The 21,499-nt window shown below is 42.2% G+C and carries 21 protein-coding genes, 8 tRNA genes and 1 pseudogene; 2 read left to right on the forward strand and 28 right to left on the reverse strand.

Translation table 11 applies throughout. The features are described 5' to 3' along the window. Positions 1-209: 209 nt before the first annotated feature. Entirely contained in the window at positions 210-1,250 is a 1,041-nt protein-coding gene (locus PPIS_RS07355) for an alkene reductase (protein ID WP_010379138.1), read from the reverse strand. A 156-nt stretch (positions 1,251-1,406) separates the two neighbouring features. On the opposite strand from PPIS_RS07355, the gene PPIS_RS07360 reads away from it, so the two are divergent. Further along, positions 1,407-1,985 (forward strand): TetR/AcrR family transcriptional regulator, encoded by a 579-nt coding sequence (locus PPIS_RS07360; RefSeq protein WP_010379141.1) that lies wholly within the window; start codon positions 1,407-1,409, stop codon positions 1,983-1,985. Here PPIS_RS07360 and PPIS_RS07365 read toward each other — a convergent pair. From PPIS_RS07365 to PPIS_RS07400, 8 genes and pseudogenes are all read right to left on the reverse strand, one after another. Continuing rightward, positions 1,982-2,797, reverse strand: coding sequence for a hypothetical protein (locus PPIS_RS07365; RefSeq protein ID WP_010379143.1), 816 nt, complete (start codon positions 2,795-2,797; stop codon positions 1,982-1,984). The two genes, PPIS_RS07360 and PPIS_RS07365, sit on opposite strands and share 4 nt — an antisense overlap. Before the next feature lie 135 nt (positions 2,798-2,932). Then, on the reverse strand, positions 2,933-3,334 hold the full coding sequence (locus PPIS_RS07370) for a hypothetical protein (RefSeq protein WP_010379145.1): 402 nt from the start codon (positions 3,332-3,334) through the stop codon (positions 2,933-2,935). Positions 3,335-3,526: 192 nt separating this feature from the next. Next, positions 3,527-4,040: pseudogene (locus PPIS_RS07375) on the reverse strand (reverse transcriptase N-terminal domain-containing protein); the annotation flags it as partial. Positions 4,041-4,728: 688 nt separating this feature from the next. Further along, the gene (locus PPIS_RS07380) at positions 4,729-5,181 is read right to left on the reverse strand and encodes a hypothetical protein (protein WP_010379149.1); all 453 of its coding nucleotides are present in this window, start codon (positions 5,179-5,181) and stop codon (positions 4,729-4,731) included. A 2-nt stretch (positions 5,182-5,183) separates the two neighbouring features. Then, positions 5,184-5,372 carry a hypothetical protein gene (locus PPIS_RS07385; protein ID WP_019647611.1) on the reverse strand — a complete coding sequence of 63 codons (189 nt, stop codon included), beginning with the start codon at positions 5,370-5,372 and terminating at the stop codon, positions 5,184-5,186. 578 nt (positions 5,373-5,950) lie between these two features. Next, positions 5,951-6,403 carry a hypothetical protein gene (locus PPIS_RS07390; RefSeq protein ID WP_010379149.1) on the reverse strand — a complete coding sequence of 151 codons (453 nt, stop codon included), beginning with the start codon at positions 6,401-6,403 and terminating at the stop codon, positions 5,951-5,953. 2 nt (positions 6,404-6,405) lie between these two features. After that, entirely contained in the window at positions 6,406-6,594 is a 189-nt protein-coding gene (locus PPIS_RS07395) for a hypothetical protein (RefSeq protein WP_019647611.1), read from the reverse strand. 25 nt (positions 6,595-6,619) lie between these two features. Continuing rightward, positions 6,620-7,698, reverse strand: a protein-coding gene (locus PPIS_RS07400) for an IS3 family transposase (protein WP_145957329.1) whose coding sequence is annotated in 2 segments (ribosomal slippage) — positions 6,620-7,446 and positions 7,446-7,698 — 1,080 coding nt in all. Because the reading frame shifts where the segments join, the coding sequence is not laid out codon by codon here. A gap of 39 nt (positions 7,699-7,737) precedes the next feature. Here PPIS_RS07400 and PPIS_RS07405 point away from each other — a divergent pair. Further along, entirely contained in the window at positions 7,738-8,418 is a 681-nt protein-coding gene (locus PPIS_RS07405) for a helix-turn-helix domain-containing protein (RefSeq protein WP_010377606.1), read from the forward strand. 105 nt (positions 8,419-8,523) lie between these two features. Here PPIS_RS07405 and PPIS_RS07410 read toward each other — a convergent pair whose 3' ends face one another. The 19 genes from PPIS_RS07410 to ruvC form a co-directional block, all read right to left on the reverse strand. Continuing rightward, positions 8,524-10,287: a P-loop ATPase, Sll1717 family gene (locus tag PPIS_RS07410; RefSeq protein WP_010377604.1), complete on the reverse strand. Its 1,764-nt coding sequence runs from the start codon at positions 10,285-10,287 to the stop codon at positions 8,524-8,526. Between the two features lie 604 nt (positions 10,288-10,891). Beyond that, positions 10,892-10,982: transfer RNA gene (locus PPIS_RS07415), tRNA-Ser, on the reverse strand. 89 nt (positions 10,983-11,071) lie between these two features. Then, a complete protein-coding gene (gene nadA, locus PPIS_RS07420) occupies positions 11,072-12,115 on the reverse strand; it encodes a quinolinate synthase NadA (RefSeq protein ID WP_010377601.1) in 1,044 nt (347 codons plus the stop codon). Between the two features lie 133 nt (positions 12,116-12,248). Further along, positions 12,249-12,324, reverse strand: a tRNA-Lys gene (locus PPIS_RS07425). A gap of 154 nt (positions 12,325-12,478) precedes the next feature. Next, positions 12,479-12,554: transfer RNA gene (locus tag PPIS_RS07430), tRNA-Lys, on the reverse strand. A gap of 154 nt (positions 12,555-12,708) precedes the next feature. After that, positions 12,709-12,784, reverse strand: a tRNA-Lys gene (locus PPIS_RS07435). A gap of 29 nt (positions 12,785-12,813) precedes the next feature. After that, positions 12,814-12,889 (reverse strand) — tRNA-Lys (locus tag PPIS_RS07440). 29 nt (positions 12,890-12,918) lie between these two features. Next, positions 12,919-12,994: transfer RNA gene (locus PPIS_RS07445), tRNA-Lys, on the reverse strand. 30 nt (positions 12,995-13,024) lie between these two features. Further along, positions 13,025-13,100 (reverse strand) — tRNA-Lys (locus PPIS_RS07450). Positions 13,101-13,130: 30 nt separating this feature from the next. Next, a tRNA-Lys gene (locus tag PPIS_RS07455) sits at positions 13,131-13,206 on the reverse strand. Positions 13,207-13,355: 149 nt separating this feature from the next. Further along, positions 13,356-14,111 carry a tol-pal system protein YbgF gene (ybgF, locus tag PPIS_RS07460; RefSeq protein WP_010377599.1) on the reverse strand — a complete coding sequence of 252 codons (756 nt, stop codon included), beginning with the start codon at positions 14,109-14,111 and terminating at the stop codon, positions 13,356-13,358. Positions 14,112-14,123: 12 nt separating this feature from the next. After that, on the reverse strand, positions 14,124-14,657 hold the full coding sequence (gene pal / locus PPIS_RS07465; protein ID WP_010377598.1) for a peptidoglycan-associated lipoprotein Pal: 534 nt from the start codon (positions 14,655-14,657) through the stop codon (positions 14,124-14,126). 40 nt (positions 14,658-14,697) lie between these two features. Further along, positions 14,698-16,056: a Tol-Pal system beta propeller repeat protein TolB gene (gene tolB, locus PPIS_RS07470; RefSeq protein WP_010377596.1), complete on the reverse strand. Its 1,359-nt coding sequence runs from the start codon at positions 16,054-16,056 to the stop codon at positions 14,698-14,700. Positions 16,057-16,065: 9 nt separating this feature from the next. Then, positions 16,066-17,007, reverse strand: coding sequence for a cell envelope integrity protein TolA (gene tolA, locus PPIS_RS07475; RefSeq protein WP_010377595.1), 942 nt, complete (start codon positions 17,005-17,007; stop codon positions 16,066-16,068). Further along, positions 17,007-17,435 carry a protein TolR gene (gene tolR, locus PPIS_RS07480; RefSeq protein ID WP_010377593.1) on the reverse strand — a complete coding sequence of 143 codons (429 nt, stop codon included), beginning with the start codon at positions 17,433-17,435 and terminating at the stop codon, positions 17,007-17,009. The genes tolA and tolR overlap by 1 nt, the downstream gene beginning before the upstream one ends. Then, a complete protein-coding gene (gene tolQ / locus PPIS_RS07485; RefSeq protein ID WP_010377591.1) occupies positions 17,422-18,126 on the reverse strand; it encodes a protein TolQ in 705 nt (234 codons plus the stop codon). Before tolQ ends, tolR begins: the two co-directional genes overlap by 14 nt. Before the next feature lie 1,202 nt (positions 18,127-19,328). Next, on the reverse strand, positions 19,329-20,333 hold the full coding sequence (gene ruvB, locus PPIS_RS07495; RefSeq protein WP_010377587.1) for a Holliday junction branch migration DNA helicase RuvB: 1,005 nt from the start codon (positions 20,331-20,333) through the stop codon (positions 19,329-19,331). A gap of 2 nt (positions 20,334-20,335) precedes the next feature. Further along, positions 20,336-20,953 carry a Holliday junction branch migration protein RuvA gene (ruvA, locus tag PPIS_RS07500; protein WP_010377584.1) on the reverse strand — a complete coding sequence of 206 codons (618 nt, stop codon included), beginning with the start codon at positions 20,951-20,953 and terminating at the stop codon, positions 20,336-20,338. A gap of 2 nt (positions 20,954-20,955) precedes the next feature. Then, entirely contained in the window at positions 20,956-21,477 is a 522-nt protein-coding gene (gene ruvC / locus PPIS_RS07505; protein ID WP_010377583.1) for a crossover junction endodeoxyribonuclease RuvC, read from the reverse strand. Between the last annotated feature and the right edge of the window lie 22 nt (positions 21,478-21,499).

Consider the following 21,499-nt stretch of genomic DNA (forward strand, 5'->3'; position numbering starts at 1 on the left):
AATAAGCTACAATCCAGTTGATTATTAATTAGCAAATACTTGAGGGTTAAACACTTAACTGCTCTCAAGCTTAATTGATAAAGATAACAACTTTTGCATCAAAAGTTTTCGCTTTACCACTGACGCCTGCTTTAAGCTTATGCAATGTACAAAAAAATGCCAAACTCAAGTGTTTGGCATCCCACTAAATCCATACTTATGGATTGGTTTTAGTCTAATGTTGCAAGCATAGACTCATCATATTCTTTCACGGCTTGACCGGCTTTCACCTTCTCCACATAATCAGGATTGGCAATGAACGGCCTACCAATCGCCAATAAGTCAAATTTTTGGTTTTGGATAGCCTCAGCACCTGATTCAGCTGTATAGCTCCCCACACCTACCAACGTTCCTTTATAAATGCTACGCAAGTAAGCTGAAGCACTGCCGCCCAAATACTCAAACTCCATCGCGTCATCAAAGATACCCACGTGCAGATAGGCTAAGTTGCGACTGTTTAATGCCGAGATTAAGACATCAAATACCGCTCTGTCTCTTTGGTCACCATCCATATTGAAGTAAGCACCGGGTGACACTCTTAGACCCACTCTGTCGGCACCAATACGATCGGCGACAGCATCGGTGACTTCCAGAGCAAATCGACTCATATTTTCTGGTGTTTGACCATATTCATCGGTACGCTGATTCGCAGCGTAATGTAAAAACTGGTCAATTAAATAACCATTGGCACCGTGTATTTCAACTCCATCAAAACCTGCCTCAATCGCGTTTACTGCTGCTTGGGCATAATCGGCAACAAGTTGTGTGATTTCTTCCTGAGTTACTGCTTTAGGGGTTTGATAGGTGAGTTCACGCATTCTTGGAACCGTACCCTCAACTCCAATAGCCGACGGTGCTAAGACTTCTCCGTCAAAAAAATACGGGTGCGCAACACGCCCAACATGCCACAACTGTGCAAACATCTTGCCACCTTCGGCATGTACAGCATCTGTTACTTTTTTCCACCCTGCAATTTGTGCGTGTGTAAACAAACCTGGGGTATTCGGGTAGCCTTGCCCATCAGGGCGAATAATCGTCGCTTCACTAATGATTAATCCTGCTTTGGCTCGCTTAGCGTAGTACTTCACCATGTCATCGGTAGGCACTAAATCGTCGTCTGCCATACAGCGCGTCAATGGCGCCATCAAGATGCGATTATTGAGTGATATGGTGTTATTTAGCTTAACATTTTCAAAAAGTACCTGTGGCATGGGTGTCTCTCCATATTTGAATATACATTCAAGATAGGGATTCTTGAATCGTTATTCAAGTTAAACCTTTACATTTTTTTCATTGTTATCAAAAATAGGAGTGAAGTATTGATATAATGGCGACGTTTAAACACATTTGGTGCACTTAGGAAATCGATGAGAACAGCAGAGTTTGATAGAGAAACCGTACTGAGAAATGCCATGCAAGCATTTATGACTTATGGCTACAACAAAACCAGTATGCCCAAACTGACCGAAGTAACCGGACTCCATCCGGGCTCTATCTACTGTGCGTTCAAAAATAAAAAAGGTTTGCTATTAGCCGCCATAGATCAATATCAAGCAGACCGACGAGTGCATTATCAAAAGCTATTCGAAAACAGCACCAGTCTTCGCTGTGCACTTGAGCGATTCTTACAAGATCTTGTCGGTGAATGTTTAGGCGACGAATCAAAGAAAGTGTGTTTGCTCACCAAAACGCTCAATGAAATTGGCGAGCAGGATGCAGAAATTCAAACGGCACTCAGCGCTAACTTGCACCAATTTGAATCACTGATCAGGCAACAGTTTTTAATAGCTTGGCCTGATAATGAAGCATTAAGTGAAGATGAAGCCACTAAGAGGGCCCGTTTCTTTATTATGTCTGTATATGGTATCCGAACTTATGCAGCGACACAGTGCGATAGCTCACACCTAAATGCGCTGGCGGATAGGTTATTGGAAGTCTCTGTTTAAAGCCGAGGGCTTTGCGCTTGGCTAAATTGCTGTTTAAACATATTGTGTAAACTCTTGTCTATGTATTCGAGATGCCAATTAATAAAGCGCTCATCCACCGTCAAGCCCGCCAATACAGAATTAACCGCCGCTAAAAACCTCCGTGTAACGGATGTATCCCGACAAGCGATATGCCCCGTGATAAATGGAGCAAAACCACTAACCGCAATTGGTACGGGTTTTTCTGATGCGTCTTTCGCGTGGTATGCAATAACCGAGGGGTATTCAAGCAGCAACTCAAAACGCTTGCTCATCAACATAGAATACATTTGTGCTTCGTTTTCGCTGCCTTCTTTCACGTAGAGCTGATCTGGCGGCGTCTGCTGTATCATGGCATCGGCAATATCACCATATGAGCGCTCTTTTTCTACGCCCAACAACCATTTGGGATGACTCGTTAACAATGTCTCTAGGTTTTGCTCGGTTTGTGTAGACAACAATTGCACTGAGGGTGCAGCAAAAACTTGTAACCCCAAAAAATAAGTGGTCGGCTCAGAAAATAGCAATGTTTTACTGCGCGCTTTATTCACAACTAAGTTTCTAACGCACTCCCCTTCACCTCCTGCAATATTTTTAAGCGCACGGTCAACACTGGCATCAGACTGTATAATCTCAAACTGAGTTAATTGGCTTTGCAGATAGGAAAATACACGGCTTTCGGTTTGAACACCTTGAGAAGGGTTATTGTAAATTCTGATTGCTTGCGGCTGGGGCTGAGCGATTGAATAGCTACAACAAAATAACAAACCAATTAGTATGCCAAGTCTATTCATTGATACATCCTTTTATTTCCCGTTGAAACGTGCCACACGCCGTTTGATATATAAGGCAGAGTATACAACGAGAACAAGCCCAAAATAAATGAATCACCGGAATTGATATCTACGGATACTTTTCATACAACACTGTTACTTTCGATATTTTTCGTACAGAGAATCAATTGAGTATTCAAATAGCGCTTTTATATGATTTTTAGCCTCTGGAATTGAGACGAGCTCAAAATCGACTGAAGCAGATTTACCACCAAAGAGTCCAAAAGTAGCTGGCTTAGACACAACATCCAAAGTCAGTAATCCGCGGTTATTTTCTATTGGTGTCAATTGGTAAGACGCGCACTTACCGCCTTCATCGCCAAGTATAAAAAACAACCCGCCACCTTCACCAAACTCCTCGAACAATTCCAATTCTTTGTCCCAAGGGTAATGATCAATTACATTCCAAGCCTCACGATAAGATTGTAATTCTTTTTCATAATTGATGAGCTCAGTGCCACCGTCACGATGTTGGTAATAGACCTTAACTCGCCTCATTAAACTTTCCTTATCTTCTAACATCACATTTTTTGAGAATTTGCTGCCGTAGAAAAACCTTCAGCAACTTAGTTGACATACTCTACATTTGCGCCGCAAATACGTCATGTATTTTCTCTGCCGTTAGCTGGTTGAACTCTCCGTCATGATAGTTTTCGACATATTCAATAAAGGCCCATTGCACTGAGCTTGGTTTGCATAAACACTTAAAACATTGTGCAATTGCGTCAGCGGTGCTGCGATTCGGTCGAAACCTGTAGCTATTTGGGTCGGCAATGGTTTCAGATATTGGCTCCAAGGCGAGAAGATGTAACGCCTGTTGCGCTCTGTCTATCATGCAAGGAATACCAAGGGGTCTGAGTTTGCCGTTTTTCTTGGGGATATAAATGCGTCTGAGCGGTTTGGCCTTGTAACCTTTTCTACTCAATTGGTTAACTGCCGCAAGTTTTTGTGCATCAGAATTCCAAATGATGCCATCAATACCTGCTGTTCGTTTACCTTTGTTTTGTGATACTCGTCTGACAGCAAGTAACTTTGCTGACTTAGAGTGAGTCAGTAACCATTGCAACGCTTTCGCTTTACCTTCTCGAATTGCCTTTGCAATGCGCATCTGAAGCTTTAACACATTTTGCTCAATAGCCTTCCAGTTAATGGATTGCCATTCGCTTTTGTCTGAAGAGGCACTAACTTCAAGCGAAGTCATCATTTGCGTATCCTCATAAATAAAGTTCTTCAAATCATCTTGCAACGGGAGACCAGTTGGAAGTGGGCTCACTTTCGTGCCAGATAAAATCTGTATCTGCATCATTACAACGCAGCATTGGCTTTTTCCAACCTCCTTTACCTGCACAACTATCGGCAACCTCACAGGTTACTTTCCCATAGGGAGAAATACAGGCTTATCTTGTTCCGCATGTCGCGCAATATCAGGTTAGATGCCTACTATAGTGCGGTGAGCCTATCGATCACGAAAAAGCACTGTCCAATCTCTTTCCTACTCACGTTGCCGTTTGGCTACAGCGTATAAACCACTTCCGCTGCTTATCGTATAACGCACCTTACATGGATTCACATACGTTCATCATACTGATTCCCTAGCACTTACCCGATTGTGGTTATCAGGAAGAAACTCCTCTCACGATTTGTTTCCCGCCCATTGGCTTTGTTACATTGTCTGGCTCGCTGCTTTATTCAGAGCCATAGGGTCATCTGGTGATACAGACGGTCCACTCTTATCGCGGTGAACAGCGCTTCATACGACTTCAAGTCGCACGGACAGAAATGAGTTAGAGCCGAAAGGACGGCTCTGTGCCAAAGCAGATCTTCAACGCTCGGCTCACGCGCCGGTTTGGAGCCGCGAAGCGGCGAAAAATCGGTAGCTGTGCAGCCGATTGTTATGTCCGATAAGGCATAAACCGTCTAGAGTCTGCGTAAAAAATCATAAAATCATTATCTTCATCCAAGAATGCCTGAACCAAGTCTAATGGTTCCATAAAATATGGAGATCCAGCACCTCTCTCTTCATCAAAAATAGGCTCTGCCAAGTAATCTACAACAATCGCGGGCTCTCCATAAGCAACTACACCCTTATTTTTTAGACCCTGCTTCCAACTTACCAGCATACCTACTTCGAAGGTGTATTTGTCTAGAAATGTCTTATATCTTTTACATAACAGATCAACTTTATCCTCTTTACTCAGATTCTCCGATGCATTCATCTTCTTTATTAAAAATTGCTTAATTAAATCATCATCTTGGATCGACTCTGTTTTTACAATTTTTTCTTGGTTTTTTCCTTCACTAATAAGTGCCAGTAGTTTTGATATAGAATCATTGCTTTCAGACATAATTAAGCTCTCTTTTCAGAAAAATTCGGATGTGAATCAATTTTTACAACATCTGTCATATCAATTTCTGCACCATTTTCCAGAACAATTTTTTTCTCCAAATCTTCCGTTTTATTGATTTCAGACTGAATTATTTTCTCTAGTAATTTGCGGATTTCTTGCTCCTTAATTTCTTGTGTAACTCCACCCAATTTAGTACAGCTATTTCGTAGAATTTTATGCAGCCTCAAGATAACCAATTACAGGTTACTTTCCCATAGGGAGAAATACAGGCTTATCTTGTTCCGCATGTCGCGCAATATCAGGTTAGATGCCTACTATAGTGCGGTGAGCCTATCGATCACGAAAAAGCACTGTCCAATCTCTTTCCTACTCACGTTGCCGTTTGGCTACAGCGTATAAACCACTTCCGCTGCTTATCGTATAACGCACCTTACATGGATTCACATACGTTCATCATACTGATTCCCTAGCACTTACCCGATTGTGGTTATCAGGAAGAAACTCCTCTCACGATTTGTTTCCCGCCCATTGGCTTTGTTACATTGTCTGGCTCGCTGCTTTATTCAGAGCCATAGGGTCATCTGGTGATACAGACGGTCCACTCTTATCGCGGTGAACAGCGCTTCATACGACTTCAAGTCGCACGGACAGAAATGAGTTAGAGCCGAAAGGACGGCTCTGTGCCAAAGCAGATCTTCAACGCTCGGCTCACGCGCCGGTTTGGAGCCGCGAAGCGGCGAAAAATCGGTAGCTGTGCAGCCGATTGTTATGTCCGATAAGGCATAAACCGTCTAGAGTCTGCGTAAAAAATCATAAAATCATTATCTTCATCCAAGAATGCCTGAACCAAGTCTAATGGTTCCATAAAATATGGAGATCCAGCACCTCTCTCTTCATCAAAAATAGGCTCTGCCAAGTAATCTACAACAATCGCGGGCTCTCCATAAGCAACTACACCCTTATTTTTTAGACCCTGCTTCCAACTTACCAGCATACCTACTTCGAAGGTGTATTTGTCTAGAAATGTCTTATATCTTTTACATAACAGATCAACTTTATCCTCTTTACTCAGATTCTCCGATGCATTCATCTTCTTTATTAAAAATTGCTTAATTAAATCATCATCTTGGATCGACTCTGTTTTTACAATTTTTTCTTGGTTTTTTCCTTCACTAATAAGTGCCAGTAGTTTTGATATAGAATCATTGCTTTCAGACATAATTAAGCTCTCTTTTCAGAAAAATTCGGATGTGAATCAATTTTTACAACATCTGTCATATCAATTTCTGCACCATTTTCCAGAACAATTTTTTTCTCCAAATCTTCCGTTTTATTGATTTCAGACTGAATTATTTTCTCTAGTAATTTGCGGATTTCTTGCTCCTTAATTTCTTGTGTAACTCCACCCAATTTAGTACAGCTATTTCGTAGAATTTTATGCAGCCTCAAGATAACCAATTGGTGTCATATCGCCAAGTGAATCATGTGGTCGCTCATAATTATAAATATCTAACCACTCATCTGTGATTTCACGTACTTCTTGCAGTGACTCAAACAAGTATAAATCGAGCACTTCTTCACGATAACTTCGGTTAAACCTTTCCACAAAACCATTTTGGTAAGGACTGCCAGGCTCTATGAATTCCAACTTGATGTCATTTTTCATTGCCCAATCTTCGAGTACCGTTGAAGTAAATTCTGGACCATTATCCACTCTAATCTGCTTTGGTTTTCCTCGCCAAGCAATAATTTGTTGTAGCGTTCTAATGACTCGTGCAGAAGTTAAGCTTGTATCGACCTCAATCGCCAGTGCTTGTCGGTTGAAATCATCCAGCACATTCAGTGTTCTAAAACGATGTCCATAGATTAATGCGTCACTCATAAAGTCCATTGACCACGATTCATTATGTTGTGTCGGTGCACTTAATGGTTCAGGTGTTCTTGTTGGAACACGGCGCTTTCCTTTACGTCTCAAGTTTAGTTTTAGCATGCTGTAAACGCGTTCAACACGCTTTTTATTCCACGACTTACCTTTATTACGAAGCCTTTTGAATAGCTTAGGCAGCCCCCACCTAGGATGGCGCTCTACCAGCGCAAGTAATGCGTCGATAACTTCATCATCTAACGGCCGTTTATGTTTGTAATAAAAAACTGAGCGGCTTAGCCCTGCCACTTCACAAGCAAATGCGACGCTGACGTTAAATTGAGCTCTTAAATGCTCTACCCAAGCTCTGCGCCTACTTGTTTTTACAGCTTTTTTGCGATGATATCCTCAAGCATCGAGTGCTTTAGGCTAAGCGTTGCAAACATATCTTTTAGCTTACGGTTTTCTTCTTCAAGCTCTTTGAGGCGTTTAACATCAGACGCTTCCATACCACCATACTTTGAGCGCCATTTGTAAAATGTACTTTGGCCGATACCGTGTTTACGGCAGATTTCAGGCACAGGAATACCCGCCTCAGCTTCTTTGATCATGCTGACAATTTGAGTTTCGGTGAACTTGCTTTTTCTCATCGTAAATTTTCCTATTTTAGTTAATGGAAAATTCTACTTATGAACTGTTTCATTTTTTGGGGGAGTTACACATCAAACACCGAATATACTTCTGTATCACGCTACATCAATCTTGATGATATCTGCATCACCAAGGCCTACCGGAAGATCCGCAACGACCATACGTTTAGCTTCAGGGGAAAATTCTACTTCATCGACTCACCGCTTAAGCACTCAATCGCTAGCCAGAAAATTGAAATTCGTACGGGTAAAAATAAGCGATTCGATGCGTACTTCGCTGGGCGAAAACTACAGGTAACCGAAGTCAAGGAGCCTGATAAGCAATCCTCTGAAGACTATGAGATCCAGAAGAAGCTTGATGTATTGGCTCTGGCTGACAAGCTAGGAAATGTGGCAGAAGCTTCCCGCCTAAGTGGTGTCTCCCGCGATACTATTTACCGCCATCGTAAGCTGATAAAACAAAGTGGGATCGAATCGTTAAAACGTCAGGAAACGCCAAATCTTCACCACAAAAATCGTACTGACAGAGCTATTGAGGAAGTCGTCATCGAATTCTCACTGGCTAACCCACACATGGGACAATCCAAAGTGTCACGACTGCTCAAGTCTGAAAGAAACGTCGATATACATGCCAGCGGCGTTCGCAATATCTGGCTAAGAGAAAATATGAATACTACTGCGTTACGGTTAGCAAAACTTGCCGAAACTCGGCAACATTGATAGTGTGATTACGTCAAAATCGCTTGGTACTTATACCGTCAGTATCCCTTGGTAATCACACTTATTCATATAAATACTCTCTACTATGCCATTGATATCTTGTTTCTACTTGTAATTAAGCTCGTAGCCATGCGCGCATCTTATTGCTTCCATTAGCCTTTTCTTTTCGGCTCGATCAGTTACATTATTTTTTACAAGTAAATCTAGACCATTCAGCGATTTTCGAATGTAAAAATATTCCTTGTGAACCACTGAATCATCTATATGTATTGCTAATGTTTTAGATAGCAAACTAAACTTCTCATGTACTCTCGAGTCCTCAACATGCTCATCCAAATATATCTTTATATCGCTAATCAGGTTCGGTATTAAGTCAAGTTCTATCTGACTCCTTGAGCGCTTCCCAGAATTAGTTTCGAGAAGTTTCTCTTCCAACCCCATATGGACGCATATTAGCTCTTCTCTATTAAGAGAGTTAAATTCGCTATCAAACCGAAATTTTCTTTTCTTCTCTCCCCTTCCACTATTACCAATGATACTGTTTTCAAAGAATACATCTATCAATTCATCAGAGTCATAATGGCACTCGGATTTGGATATCTTTCCCGTTTCAACTCGATATTCGTATATGGATATGAAGTCCTCACAGTGGAACGTTTTCCTCCCCAATTCAGAAAATATGGAAAGTACTTTCTTTAAGCCCGGAATCTTTTGACCTAGTTCGTCTTGCAATTCATCAATGAATATTTCGGAGTATTTTTTAGCCGTGTTAGCCACTGTATTAGCGGATATTTTATTATTACCTTTTTCGACCTCAACCTTACAACATTCTTTGATGAAAACTACATAGTCTCTGGGTCTTCTATAAGATCTTGTTGTAATAAAGTCCCAAATAGTTGATTTAGTCACGGTGCCATTATAATTCTTCCCAGTTTCAATACTTTCATTTTTAAAAATTGAAAACCAACTCTCACTGAAGCTACACTCCCCAGATATATCCAAAGTCTTATTTATTCTATGAGCTAGCATTTCTTGCAAAGTGTCGACTCTCCACTCGAGCTCTATACTTACATCCCGCCACTTGTTCTTATCATTATCTCTGACTTGTGAATAAATTTCTTTTAATATAAAAACCATCGGGTATGCTTTCAACCCTTGCCTTTCAGATTCAGACTTAACCGATTTCGCAACTCGAAACAGACAAGCTAACATTGAGAAGTATGTTCGGTTATCCTCGTCGCTTATATCGGGAGAGATATTATTAAACCCTATGTCAAGACTATCAAACAGCACATAATAGCTCATATCTTTGCCAGCTTCGCGATAAAATGTTGACTTTAAAAAATCTCTTACTAAACGTATATCTTTGCCAGCAAAATTTCTCTCTTCAGATTTAGATCCACCAATAGATCCAAATCCAGTGGGGAGGGTCGCAGAAAACCCCTTTCTAATCACTGATTGTATTTGCTCGTATAGCGGTTCAGTTTCCTGAGGGCAGATGTCATTTAACTGCTTCCTAACTTTTGAATCAAGATTACTATTTTTAAGAAGCAACTTACATAGACTACTATATATGAGGAGTTCCCATAAAAGAGTATACTGGAACCCAGATGGCGCATTAATATCTGAGTACCCCCTCAGATTTTCAATCGGATAATCTGAAAAAGTTAAGTGTTTTGAGCAGCTATTAATTTTCAAACTCTTTATATGTTCTACAATAGCAGTCTTTCCAGTGCCTTTCCGCCCGATCAAGAATATAGCTTTGCCATCTTTAACCCTCTTTAGCCAGGGAGGCTCATAAAACAAACGACCGCTTTCATCATCAGCCTCTAGCATCCAACTGTCATATATTTTTTCTAGCCTATTCATGAGCTCTCCTTAAAAATAAAGACTTACTTTTAATTAACCTTATAGAAACACTCAGTTTTGTAGTTCTAATTGCTTAATCTATACAGTCTACTTCTTTCATAGTACATATTTCGTATTTATGCGACAATGTTTGTGTTGCATGATCGCATGTTAGACTGAGCTTTTAGCTACCCGGTGTCTCAGGGTTAACGTTGTTTACACTATGGCTTTACTTGTAAAGAATAGGCTTTAGAAGCTCCAGCTCACTTAGCTAGTTTAAATCAGCTTAGCTATTATTTAACCTTTCGCTGCATTGCTCAGCGTCTATTATGTGTCCATTACACCTAAGTTTGACTAGATCATCAATTACATTTACTTACAAGAAAATCTCTGGTCACCCCACCGCAAATTTGTATGACTATGCCTTTGACGACTCCAACCGATAATCTAAGGCTAAATTGCACAAACAAAGATATTTTTAAATAGAAATGACGTAAACCAGAAGGGTTTTTGAAAATGCGCTGTATTTAGGAAATAAAAAGAAGTCTAGGGCTTTCATATCCCCAGAATGTCCCCAAAAGTACGAGCAGCTTTTAGTAGGTGATTGATTTGAATAAAGAAGGAATGGCGGAGAGAGAGGGAGTCGAACCCTCGATACGCTATAAACGTATACACGAGTTCCAGTCGTGCGCCTTAAGCCACTCAGCCATCTCTCCGCACTGAATTGCGGGGCTAATACTATGAAAAGCCTCGCACTTTATCAAGCAGTTTTTTGCTTTTAGGATCTATTTGTCTATTAATCCTACTATTTCTGCAAGGATGCAGAAAAATCTAGCATGCGATTTAGCGAACGTAGTGCGCCTTCACGCAATTCCATATCAACGAAGACTTCTTTGCCTTGTGGGCTGATAAGCGCTTCTTCAATTGCCTGTAGGCCGTTCATTGCCATCCAAGGGCAATGGGCACAGCTACGACATGTCGCGCCTTCACCAGCGGTTGGTGCTTCGAAGAACTCTTTCTCAGGGCAAAGTTGCTGCATTTTGTAGAAGATACCGCGATCGGTAGCAACGATAAACTTCTGATTATCCATTTCTTGCGCAGCTTTAATTAACTGACTCGTTGAACCTACCGCATCCGCTAAGTCTATGATTTCCGCAGGAGACTCAGGGTGGACCAGTACCGCAGCGTCAGGATGTAGCTGCTTCATGTCTTTAAGGGCTTTGGTTTTAAATTCATCATGAACGATGCACGCACCGTTCCACATGATCATATCGGCACCCGTTTTCTTTTGGATATAAGAACCCAAGTGCTTATCCGGACCCCAGATGATTTTTTCGCCTTGCTCATCAAGGTGCTCAACAATCTCAAGCGCGCAAGAAGAGGTGACGATCCAGTCCGCTCTGGCCTTTACCGCAGTTGAGGTATTGGCGTATACCACCACTTTTCTGTCTGGGTGTTGATCGCAAAACGCAGAGAACTCGTCGATAGGGCAACCTACGTCCAACGAGCAAGTTGCTTCGAGTGTTGGCATCACAACGGTTTTGTGCGGTGTTAATATTTTTGCCGTTTCGCCCATAAAGCGCACGCCGGCGACGATGATCATGTCTTTGTCTTCTTGCTTAGCGCCAAACCGTGCCATTTCTAATGAATCAGCAACACAGCCGCCAGTTTCTTCAGCAAGTGCTTGGATCTCAGGATCAGTATAATAATGGGCAACCAGTACCGCATTTTTTTCAACTAATAGCGCTTTGATACGCGCTTTATACTCTGCTTTTTCTTCAACGGTAAGAGGGGCAGGTTTTGGAGGGAAGATATAATCTTCCGGCATAATACGTTCAGCTAGACTCATTTCTCGACCACTAGTCCACATTGCATAATTAGGTAGAATTATACGAAAAATACAGGGGTAATCCTAGCGAATGTTTAACTCAAAATGGCGAGTTTAAGAAAGTATTTTGAATAATATATGAAGAATAAGAGGATGGTGGGTCATGATGGACTCGAACCATCGACCAATGGATTAAAAGTCCACTGCTCTACCAACTGAGCTAATGACCCGCTCAAGCATTAAAAGTGCCATTAATTCGTCCTGAAGAGGTGTTCCGGCTCGTCGTCCTGACTCGCGTTCAAAAAGCTGCGAAGCCTTGCTTCGGTCTTTTTTCACCCAACTGAGCTAATGACCCGCTCATAATTGAATTCGTATGCTTTTAAGTGGTGGGTCATGATGGACTCGAACCATCGACCAATGGATTAAAAGTCCACTGCTCTACCAACTGAGCTAATGACCCGCTCAAGCATTAAAAGTGCCATTGATTCATCCTGAAGAGGTGTTCCGGCTCGTCGTCCTGACTCGCGTTCAAAAAGCTGCGAAGCGTTGCTTCGGTCTTTTTTCACCCAACTGAGCTAATGACCCGCTCAAAATCGAATTCGCAAGCTTATAAGTGGTGGGTCATGATGGACTCGAACCATCGACCAATGGATTAAAAGTCCACTGCTCTACCAACTGAGCTAATGACCCGCTCAAAATTGAATTCATGTGCTTGTAAGTGGTGGGTCATGATGGACTCGAACCATCGACCAATGGATTAAAAGTCCACTGCTCTACCAACTGAGCTAATGACCCGCTCAAAATTGAATTCATGTGCTTGTAAGTGGTGGGTCATGATGGACTCGAACCATCGACCAATGGATTAAAAGTCCACTGCTCTACCAACTGAGCTAATGACCCGCTCAAAATCGAATTCGCAAGCTTATAAAGTGGTGGGTCATGATGGACTCGAACCATCGACCAATGGATTAAAAGTCCACTGCTCTACCAACTGAGCTAATGACCCGCTCAAATATGAATTCTGAAGCTTGTAAAGTGGTGGGTCATGATGGACTCGAACCATCGACCAATGGATTAAAAGTCCACTGCTCTACCAACTGAGCTAATGACCCACTTAACGCAGCAGTTTTTTGTTACCAATCGCCTGCTGCGGGCGCTTATAATACTTATTTAAATTTTGAGTGCAACTGAAATAGCTAGTTTTTTTCACTTTTTATGACTAAGCGCCTAATTTTAAGTCACTCAGCTCAAAAAGTGATAATTACATCTTCGCTAAACGCTCTGTTGCCAATTTTGCAGGAGTCGTACTTGGATACTCTTTAATCAATTTATTAAGGAGCGTCTTCGCTTCTGCGGCTTGTCCCTGTTTATGTAAAATAGTACCCAGCTTTAACATCGCTTCTGGACGTTTATTCGATTCAGGGAAATTATCAACAACGGTTGCAAAATGAGACTTAGCTTTACCATCGTCAGACTTTATTAAGAATAGCTGACCCAACCAGTAATGCGCGTTCGGCACATACACCGAATTTGGATACTGCTGCAAGAAACTTTGAAACTCAGGGATCGCTGCATCGTAGCGCTTATCCTTCATTATCATGTTTACTGTACGGTCGTACGCTTCATTCTCAGACAGATTACTGCTGAATGCTTGCTCTGGCGTAACATCAGGCGTTACCGCGGCTGCGGTGGATTGTGACTGGTCATAAGCTTGACTGACGCGATTTTCAATCTCTTGATACAACTCACGTTGACGTTGTAGCACTTTTTCAAGCTTATAGCTCTGCTCTTCTGTCACACCGCGCACTTGGCTTACTTCTTCTTGCAAAAGATTAAGCTGTTGCTGTAACTCAGCCTGCAGCAAATTGCGGGTTCTCATCATACTCTCAAGTTGAGAGACACGTTCTTCTAGTGTTTGATTTGAATTTGCAGCTTCTGAAACAGGAGCGGGAGCAGCCCAAACTTGGGCGCTCCCGCTCATGAGTAAGAATGCTGCCAAAATAGTATTCGGCTTCATAATAACTCTTTCTTAGTACACTAATACCGCGCGACGGTTCTTAGCGAACGCTTCTTCTGTACGTGACTTAATCATTGGTTTTTCTTCACCATAGCTCACTACAGAGATTTGGCTGTCAGAAACACCAAGGCTTTGAAGGTATTTAGCAACTGACTTACCACGGCTTTCACCTAGTGCGATGTTGTACTCTGGCGTACCACGCTCATCAGCGTGACCTTCAACAAGTACTTTTACGCTTGAGTTTTTCACTAGGAAATCAGCGTGCGCTTGAAGTAGTTCAGCATATTTGCTCTGGATAGTAGATTTATCGAAATCGAAGTAAACGATCTGTTCTTGACGTAGGGCTTCATATTTCTCACGTAGTTTTTCTTCAGCAGATTTCTCGCGAGACATAGTGTTTACGTCAACAGTGTTGTCCTGTGTGGTTGCCGCTTGGTTGCTTTCGCTAGCCGCGCCCTCATCAACACTTGAAGATGAGCTACATGCTGCAAGTGTCATCACTGGCAACGCGACCATTAAGGCTTTTAGAGTTTTGTTAAGTTGCATCGAGTATATTCCTATATCTTTATAAATCTAACCAGCAAAATTACTGTAAAAACGGCGACCAGGCTGGTGCCTTAACTTGACCGTCCAAGACAGGTAACCTTGCCTTGAAACGACCATCCATAGACACCAATGCCAATACCTGCTTATTATTGTGCAAGGTGCTGTATATTATCATCGAACCATTTGGTGCAATACTCGGAGACTCATCTAGTCTCGTACGAGTTAGCACTTGAAACAGCCCGGAATCTAATTCTTTTTTCGCAATGTGGTAACGGCCCAGCGTACGGTTAACCATAATCAGACGTTTACCATCTGGCGTGATCGAACCTGCTAAGTTCATGTCGCCGTCGAACGTAACTCGCTTAGACCTACCAGTTTTTAAATTTAACTTATAAATCTGAGCATTACCACCCCTTTCAGATGTATACACAATTTCTTGACCGTTTGGATGCCAAGAAGGCTCAGTATCTATACTACGATGACGAGTTAAGCGTGTTTCTTGACGAGTTTTCAGGTCAATTAGGTATACTTCTGTCGCTCCACCTGCATCCTTAGAGAGTACTGCAAGTAATTTAGTTCCATCAGGAGAAAACTGTGGCGCGCCATTAATACCTGGGTGACTCGTGATCAGTTCGCGTTTTCCGGTGTAAATATCTTGAATGTAGATTTGCGATTGGCGATTTTCAAAAGTCACGTACGCAAGCTTGTTTGCATCCGGCGACCATGCAGGAGACATTAACGGCTCTTTGGAGCGCAATAACACCTGCTCGTTGTAACCGTCATAATCGGCAACAACCAATTGGTATGGTTTATCTTGGCCGTCACGTACGATAACGTAGGCAATCTTAGTTCTAAATGCGCCTCTTTCACCTGTTAAGGCTTCATATACTACATCACTAATTTGGTGCGCATAGTTTCTAAAGCCAGTACCGCTGACAATACTTTGCCGTCCTTCAAGCACATGGTCATCGCTTTGCATTAAGCGACCATTTGACATAATGCGAGTTTCACCACCGGTAAGCTGTGCTCTGATCACGTCAATCAGTTCATACTTTACCAAGTAACGCCCAGCAGATTGCTGGGTCACGGTGCCTACAACTACCGCTTCAACCCCGGCATCAACCCATGCAGCGTAGTCGATTTCCGAGTCAGTTGTTGGCAATTGAGGCATGTCAGCCTCGGCAACAGGCTTAAATTTACCACTGCGCATCAAGTCTGCAGAAATAACGTCACTTAAACTCGACGGCATTTCACCAGTGCCATTATATTTAAATGGTACAATTGCGATAGGTCTGGCACTGTCTACCCCTTCTGTTATCACAATTTCAAGTGCGGCTTGCGCAAACTGTGATACACCCAGAGTAAAAACCAGCAATAAGGTTGTGAACTTCTTTAGCATGTTCGTCCTTTAAAAATTTGGTTTAATTGTTAAATTGATATTCTTAAGCTGCTCAAACACGTCTTTATCTTTAGAAACAGGTAAAGTATCTGCCATTTTCACAGCACGGATAGCAGCTTCACAAACTAGTTTATCGCCGCCCAATGACTCTACATGCGTCACAAGGCCGTTAAAGGCTAGACGAATGTTTACTCGGCATTGTTTACCTTTCATTGTTTCATCGATAAGCAAGTTTGCTTGAATGCGTTGCATGATAAGTGCTTTAAACTTATCCACTTCGCTCAATACTTGCTGTTGACGGATCTTCGCTCTTGCTGCCTGCTCCTTAGCAAGCTGGTCACGAAGCATTTGTTCTTCAAGTGCCTTTTGGCGTTGACGCTCCGCTTCTTCCGCTTTTCGTTTTTCCTCAGCTTCGCGACGTTTCCTCGCCTCTTCGGCCTTTCTTAAGCGATCTTCCTCAGCTTGGCGCTGGGCCGCAGCTTTTTTAGCCGCTTCTTCCGCAGCAGCTTTCTCAGCTCTCGCTTTATCAGCCTGCTCACGTTGCTTTTTCTCTATTTCACGAGCGCGTTTGGCTTGCGCCTCAGCTTGGCGAGTCTCTTCCAACTTAGCTTGACGCTCTTGCTCCAGCTTTTTAATGCGCCGCGCTTCGGCTTCACGGTCTTTTCTAGCTTGCTGCGCACGCTGTTCAAGATCGCGAATACGGCGATCTTCAGCAGCTTGCTTTTCTTCTTCACGCTTTTTTAAATCCGCAATCTTTTTCTCAACCGCTTGCTGATCAACCGACACCGCAGAAACGGCCCTTTCAGGCTTTTGATCTTTTTGCTGTGGATTTAAGGTGACTTCCATCACAGTAGGTGTATCAACTTGAAAATTTGCCGTAGCAAATAGCAGACCGCCAATTGCGCCATGAAGCAATACTGACTTAACTACGCTGCTAGATAATGAACTCATTACTCATCCTCAAATGATTTAGTCATTAGGCCAACAGAAGGAACACCCGCTTTTTTCAAGAAATCCATTAAATAAAGTACTTCTTGATACGACACTCTGCCTGAACCTTTAATCATTACAGGGGTATCTGGATTTTGTTCTAACTTAAGTTTAATTACCGCAGCTACTTCTACTGCATCCATTGGTGCTTCAGGATCCGTACCAACAGTCACAAAATAGCGACCTTCAGCGTCAATGGTGGCAATAATCGGTGGCGAGTCTTTGGTTTCAACCAATTCAGACTCTTCCATCTGAGGTAAGTCTACTTTTACGCCGTGCTGGATAAGTGGAGCCGTTGCCATAAAGATGATTAACAGCACCAACATAACATCAATATAAGGAACGACGTTGATCTCCGCGACGGGACGACGTCTCTTACGCTGATACATTTTGTTTTGCCTCTACTTGTGTTGCAGCCTGACGATAAAGAATATTAGCGAACTCTTCCATAAAGTTAATGTACTGAGTTTCTAGCTTTTCTACATTTTTAGCAAATCGGTTATACGCCATAACCGCTGGAATTGCCGCAAACAGACCCATGGCTGTTGCAATCAACGCCTCAGCAATACCTGGTGCAACCATTTGCAGCGTCGCTTGTTTCACTTCGCCGAGCGCGATGAAAGCATTCATGATCCCCCAAACGGTACCAAATAGACCGATGTAAGGACTGATAGAGCCAACTGTTGCTAAAAAAGAAAGGCTTGATTCTAACTTTTCAATTTCACGAGAAAGCGCGACACGCATTGAACGGTGAGTACCTTCAACAACAATTGAAGGAGATTGGATATTGCCTTTTTTATGCTTTGCAAACTCTTTAAAGCCGGATACAAATAACGCTTCTAGTCCCGACGCACTACCAGTCCTTGCAGCTATTTCATTATAGAGTTTGCTAAGATCCATACCGGACCAAAATTTTTGCTCGAAATTCTTTGATTGGCTTTGGGCTTGAGAAATGACGGTTTTACGTTGAAAAATAATTGCCCAAGAAGCAATAGACAATCCCACCAGGGTCAACATAACAAGTTGTACCAAAAAGCTGGCTTTTAAAATTAGATCGACAAAATTTAGTCCCGATTCCACGTTATTATACTCCCAAAAGTGTTTCGGCAATGGTAGCCATTTATATTCTTGCGCTCTACCGAGCAATATCTAGAGATAGACTAGATTTACTACCAAAAGGTTCAGCTAGTTTAACCACACTACAAATACCTTACAATCTCAATACTGCGAATTCATTGTATTTGACGATAAATAGAGCAAAACAGTGTAACTCCCTTTGCTTTACCCAAACTTAAGCAAATTCGACAATCTCCATCACAGCCTCTAAATATGACCCAAAACTGCATAAAATAGGAGTTTTATGCACAAATAGAGAATAAAACCTCAAAAAACAGATTGGTCTTACCAATTAACAACAGATTATCTAATATTTACATTTTGCGCATTTAACATACAAAACCATATTTTACATAAACTTACATAAATACATCGCCACGTTTAAGCTCACTTTTTAACCTCAAAAAAAATTCTGGTATTAGTTTTTTTTATCTGAAAAAAGAATTTTTCTAGTTTGATGAAAAACCAAAACCTCTTTAATATACACCCTGTACTGAGCGAGCAGCTGAAGTTTCAGCAAAGCACAGTTACTTGCAATAGGATTCTGATTTTTCGTATTGCTAAGATGACGCATTTTGTGGATAAAACCCAAAGTAACTCATCTTGTTCCCTGGATTACTTCCTTCAACTTGTTGTTTTGCCCGCATTATTTGCGGGCTTTTTTTTGCCTGAAATTTGGTGCAAGCTCCTTATTACGATCCACGTTTTCTTTAACACTCGGTCATTTTGCGGTTTTTATTTAGCACTTGGTTTAAAGGACGAGACAATCTACAAATAGTTTAAGCAACGTATAGCCCACACAGGTCGAGATAAATTTACCTGAGATTTGGATAAGAAAGGTTCTCACTCCTTGTTGTTAAGGGGAAACTTAATTTACCTCCTTGTCTAGCCAGAAAGTTTTAGGGGAAACTAGGCGAATTTACGCACCAATAGCAGGCTATTGGAAGTAAATTCAACGCAGTTAGCGCTGAAACTGGCTGCTAGAAAGGCATTAATTATCCGAAGCTCAGGTAAATTACTTCAGCAGTAATGAATCTTGCTTGAATTGAGCGGATACAAAATAATGGATTTATGCACACGTGATTTGCGATAAGCGAGTGTAGAAATGAAATAGCCGAGTGAATACTCGGCTATGAAGAATAAAGGTGTTCGTTACCCTGCTTGAATTATTCTGGCTTACTTAGCTCAAAGTGCATATAAGCTTTGTCAGAGACAATACGTCCTCTTGGCGTGCGTTGAATAAAGCCTTGCTGGATCAAAAATGGTTCTATCACATCTTCGATGGTTTCTTTTTCTTCTCCAATTGCCGCAGCAAGGTTATCCAGACCAACCGGGCCACCGGTAAACTTTTCTATGATTGCCAGCAGGTATTTGCGGTCCATATAATCAAAGCCACATTTATCAACATCGACCATATCCAACGCTAAGTGCGCAATCTCTTCAGTGATAGAGCCATCGCCCTTCACTTCAGCAAAGTCTCTTACCCTGCGTAGTAAACGATTTGCTATTCGTGGTGTACCGCGTGCACGACGCGCCACTTCAGTTGCACCCGACTCGCTGATCTCTAGATTTAAATGATACGCTGAGCGGGTCACAATCGAAGACAAGTCCGCAACCGAGTAAAACTCCAAGCGCTGCACAATACCAAAGCGGTCTCTCAATGGTGAGGTTAATGAGCCAGCACGTGTCGTTGCGCCAACCAAAGTAAAAGGCGGTAAATCCAGTTTAATCGAGCGTGCAGCTGGGCCTTCACCAATCATGATGTCCAATTGATAGTCTTCCATAGCAGGATAGAGAATTTCTTCCACCTGAGGGCTTAAACGATGGATCTCATCAATAAATAACACATCCCCTTCTTCAAGGTTCGTGAGCAACGCGGCTAAATCCCCTGCTTTTTCAAGCACAGGTCCTGAGGTAGTTTTAATATTAACCTCAAGCTCGTTTGCGACAATGTTCGCAAGCGTGGTTTTACCTAAACCCGGTGGACCAAATATCAGCAAGTGATCTAAGGCTTCCTGTCTTGAACGTGCCGCCGCTATAAAAATTTCCATTTGCTTTTTGACATGCGGCTGACCAGTATAATCATTTAGTAATTTAGGTCTAATCGCCCTATCAACTAAATCTTCATTACCTTGGATCTCAGGTTCAATTAATCTATCTGCTTCAATCATAGTTACATCATCGATTTAAGAGCGTCTTTAATGATACTCTCGGTCGTCATGCCTTCTCTGTTTACGGCTTTTACCGCTTTTTGTGCTTGAACTTGTTTATACCCTAATGCCATTAAGGCTGCAATCGCTTCATCTGCTGGGGTATCGCTTACCGTCGGATGCTCTTGCGGCGCAAGTACAGCAGCATCGCTAAACGGTGTGAGTAAGTCATTGCCAAAATCTTTTAGCTTATCTTTCATTTCAAGCACTAGGCGCTCAGCGGTCTTTTTACCAACTCCAGGGATCTTAACCAAAGTAGTTGCATCGCCATGATTCACGCAGCTAACAAATTGCTCTGCAGACATGCCAGACAAAATTGCAAGTCCGAGCTTTGGACCGACTCCGTTTGCTTTAATTAACGTTCTAAACAATGCACGTGCGATCTTGGTATTAAAACCAAACAGTAACTGCGCATCTTCACGTACTACAAAGTGAGTAAATACTGAAACCGGCTCGCCCACACTCGGTAATTCATAAAAACAAGTCATAGGCATTTGTACTTCATAACCTACACCTGCAACATCAATTAATATCTCTGGTGGCTGCTTTTCTAACAGTGTTCCGCTTAATTTTCCTATCATGGTTATCTCAACCTTCCTCTTACGGTTTTACGCGCTGCACCTGCCATTTTTATTAAGTTTTGCCTTGAGTGCGCGTGACAAATCGCCACCGCCAACGCATCTGCAGCATCAGCTTGGGGTGTGCCAGGCAATTTTAGTATGCGCTTTACCATTTCCTGTACTTGGGCTTTGTCTGCACCACCGGTACCCGCAACAGCTTGTTTAACTTGCCTTGCCGAATATTCACTCACAACCACTGACTGCATGGTCGCTGCAACAATGGCCGCACCTCGCGCTTGACCAAGTTTTAAGGCTGAGCTTGGATTATGCGCAACGAACACTTGCTCAATCGCAAAGTCGCTCGGCGAAAACTGCTCTATGAGCTGTGTGATCCCTTGATAGATAATTTTTAATCGAGTGGGAAAGTCATGTTCACCAACTTTAATGCAACCGCTCCCCAAATATTGGAACTTTGCACCTTGGTGAGCAATCACACCATAGCCTGTAAATCTTGACCCCGGATCAATTCCTAAAATGACAGCCAAATGCATCGTCTCTTGGTTTTTT

Source organism: Pseudoalteromonas piscicida (assembly GCF_000238315.3).
In the GTDB taxonomy this organism is placed as follows: Bacteria; Pseudomonadota; Gammaproteobacteria; order Enterobacterales; family Alteromonadaceae; genus Pseudoalteromonas; species Pseudoalteromonas piscicida.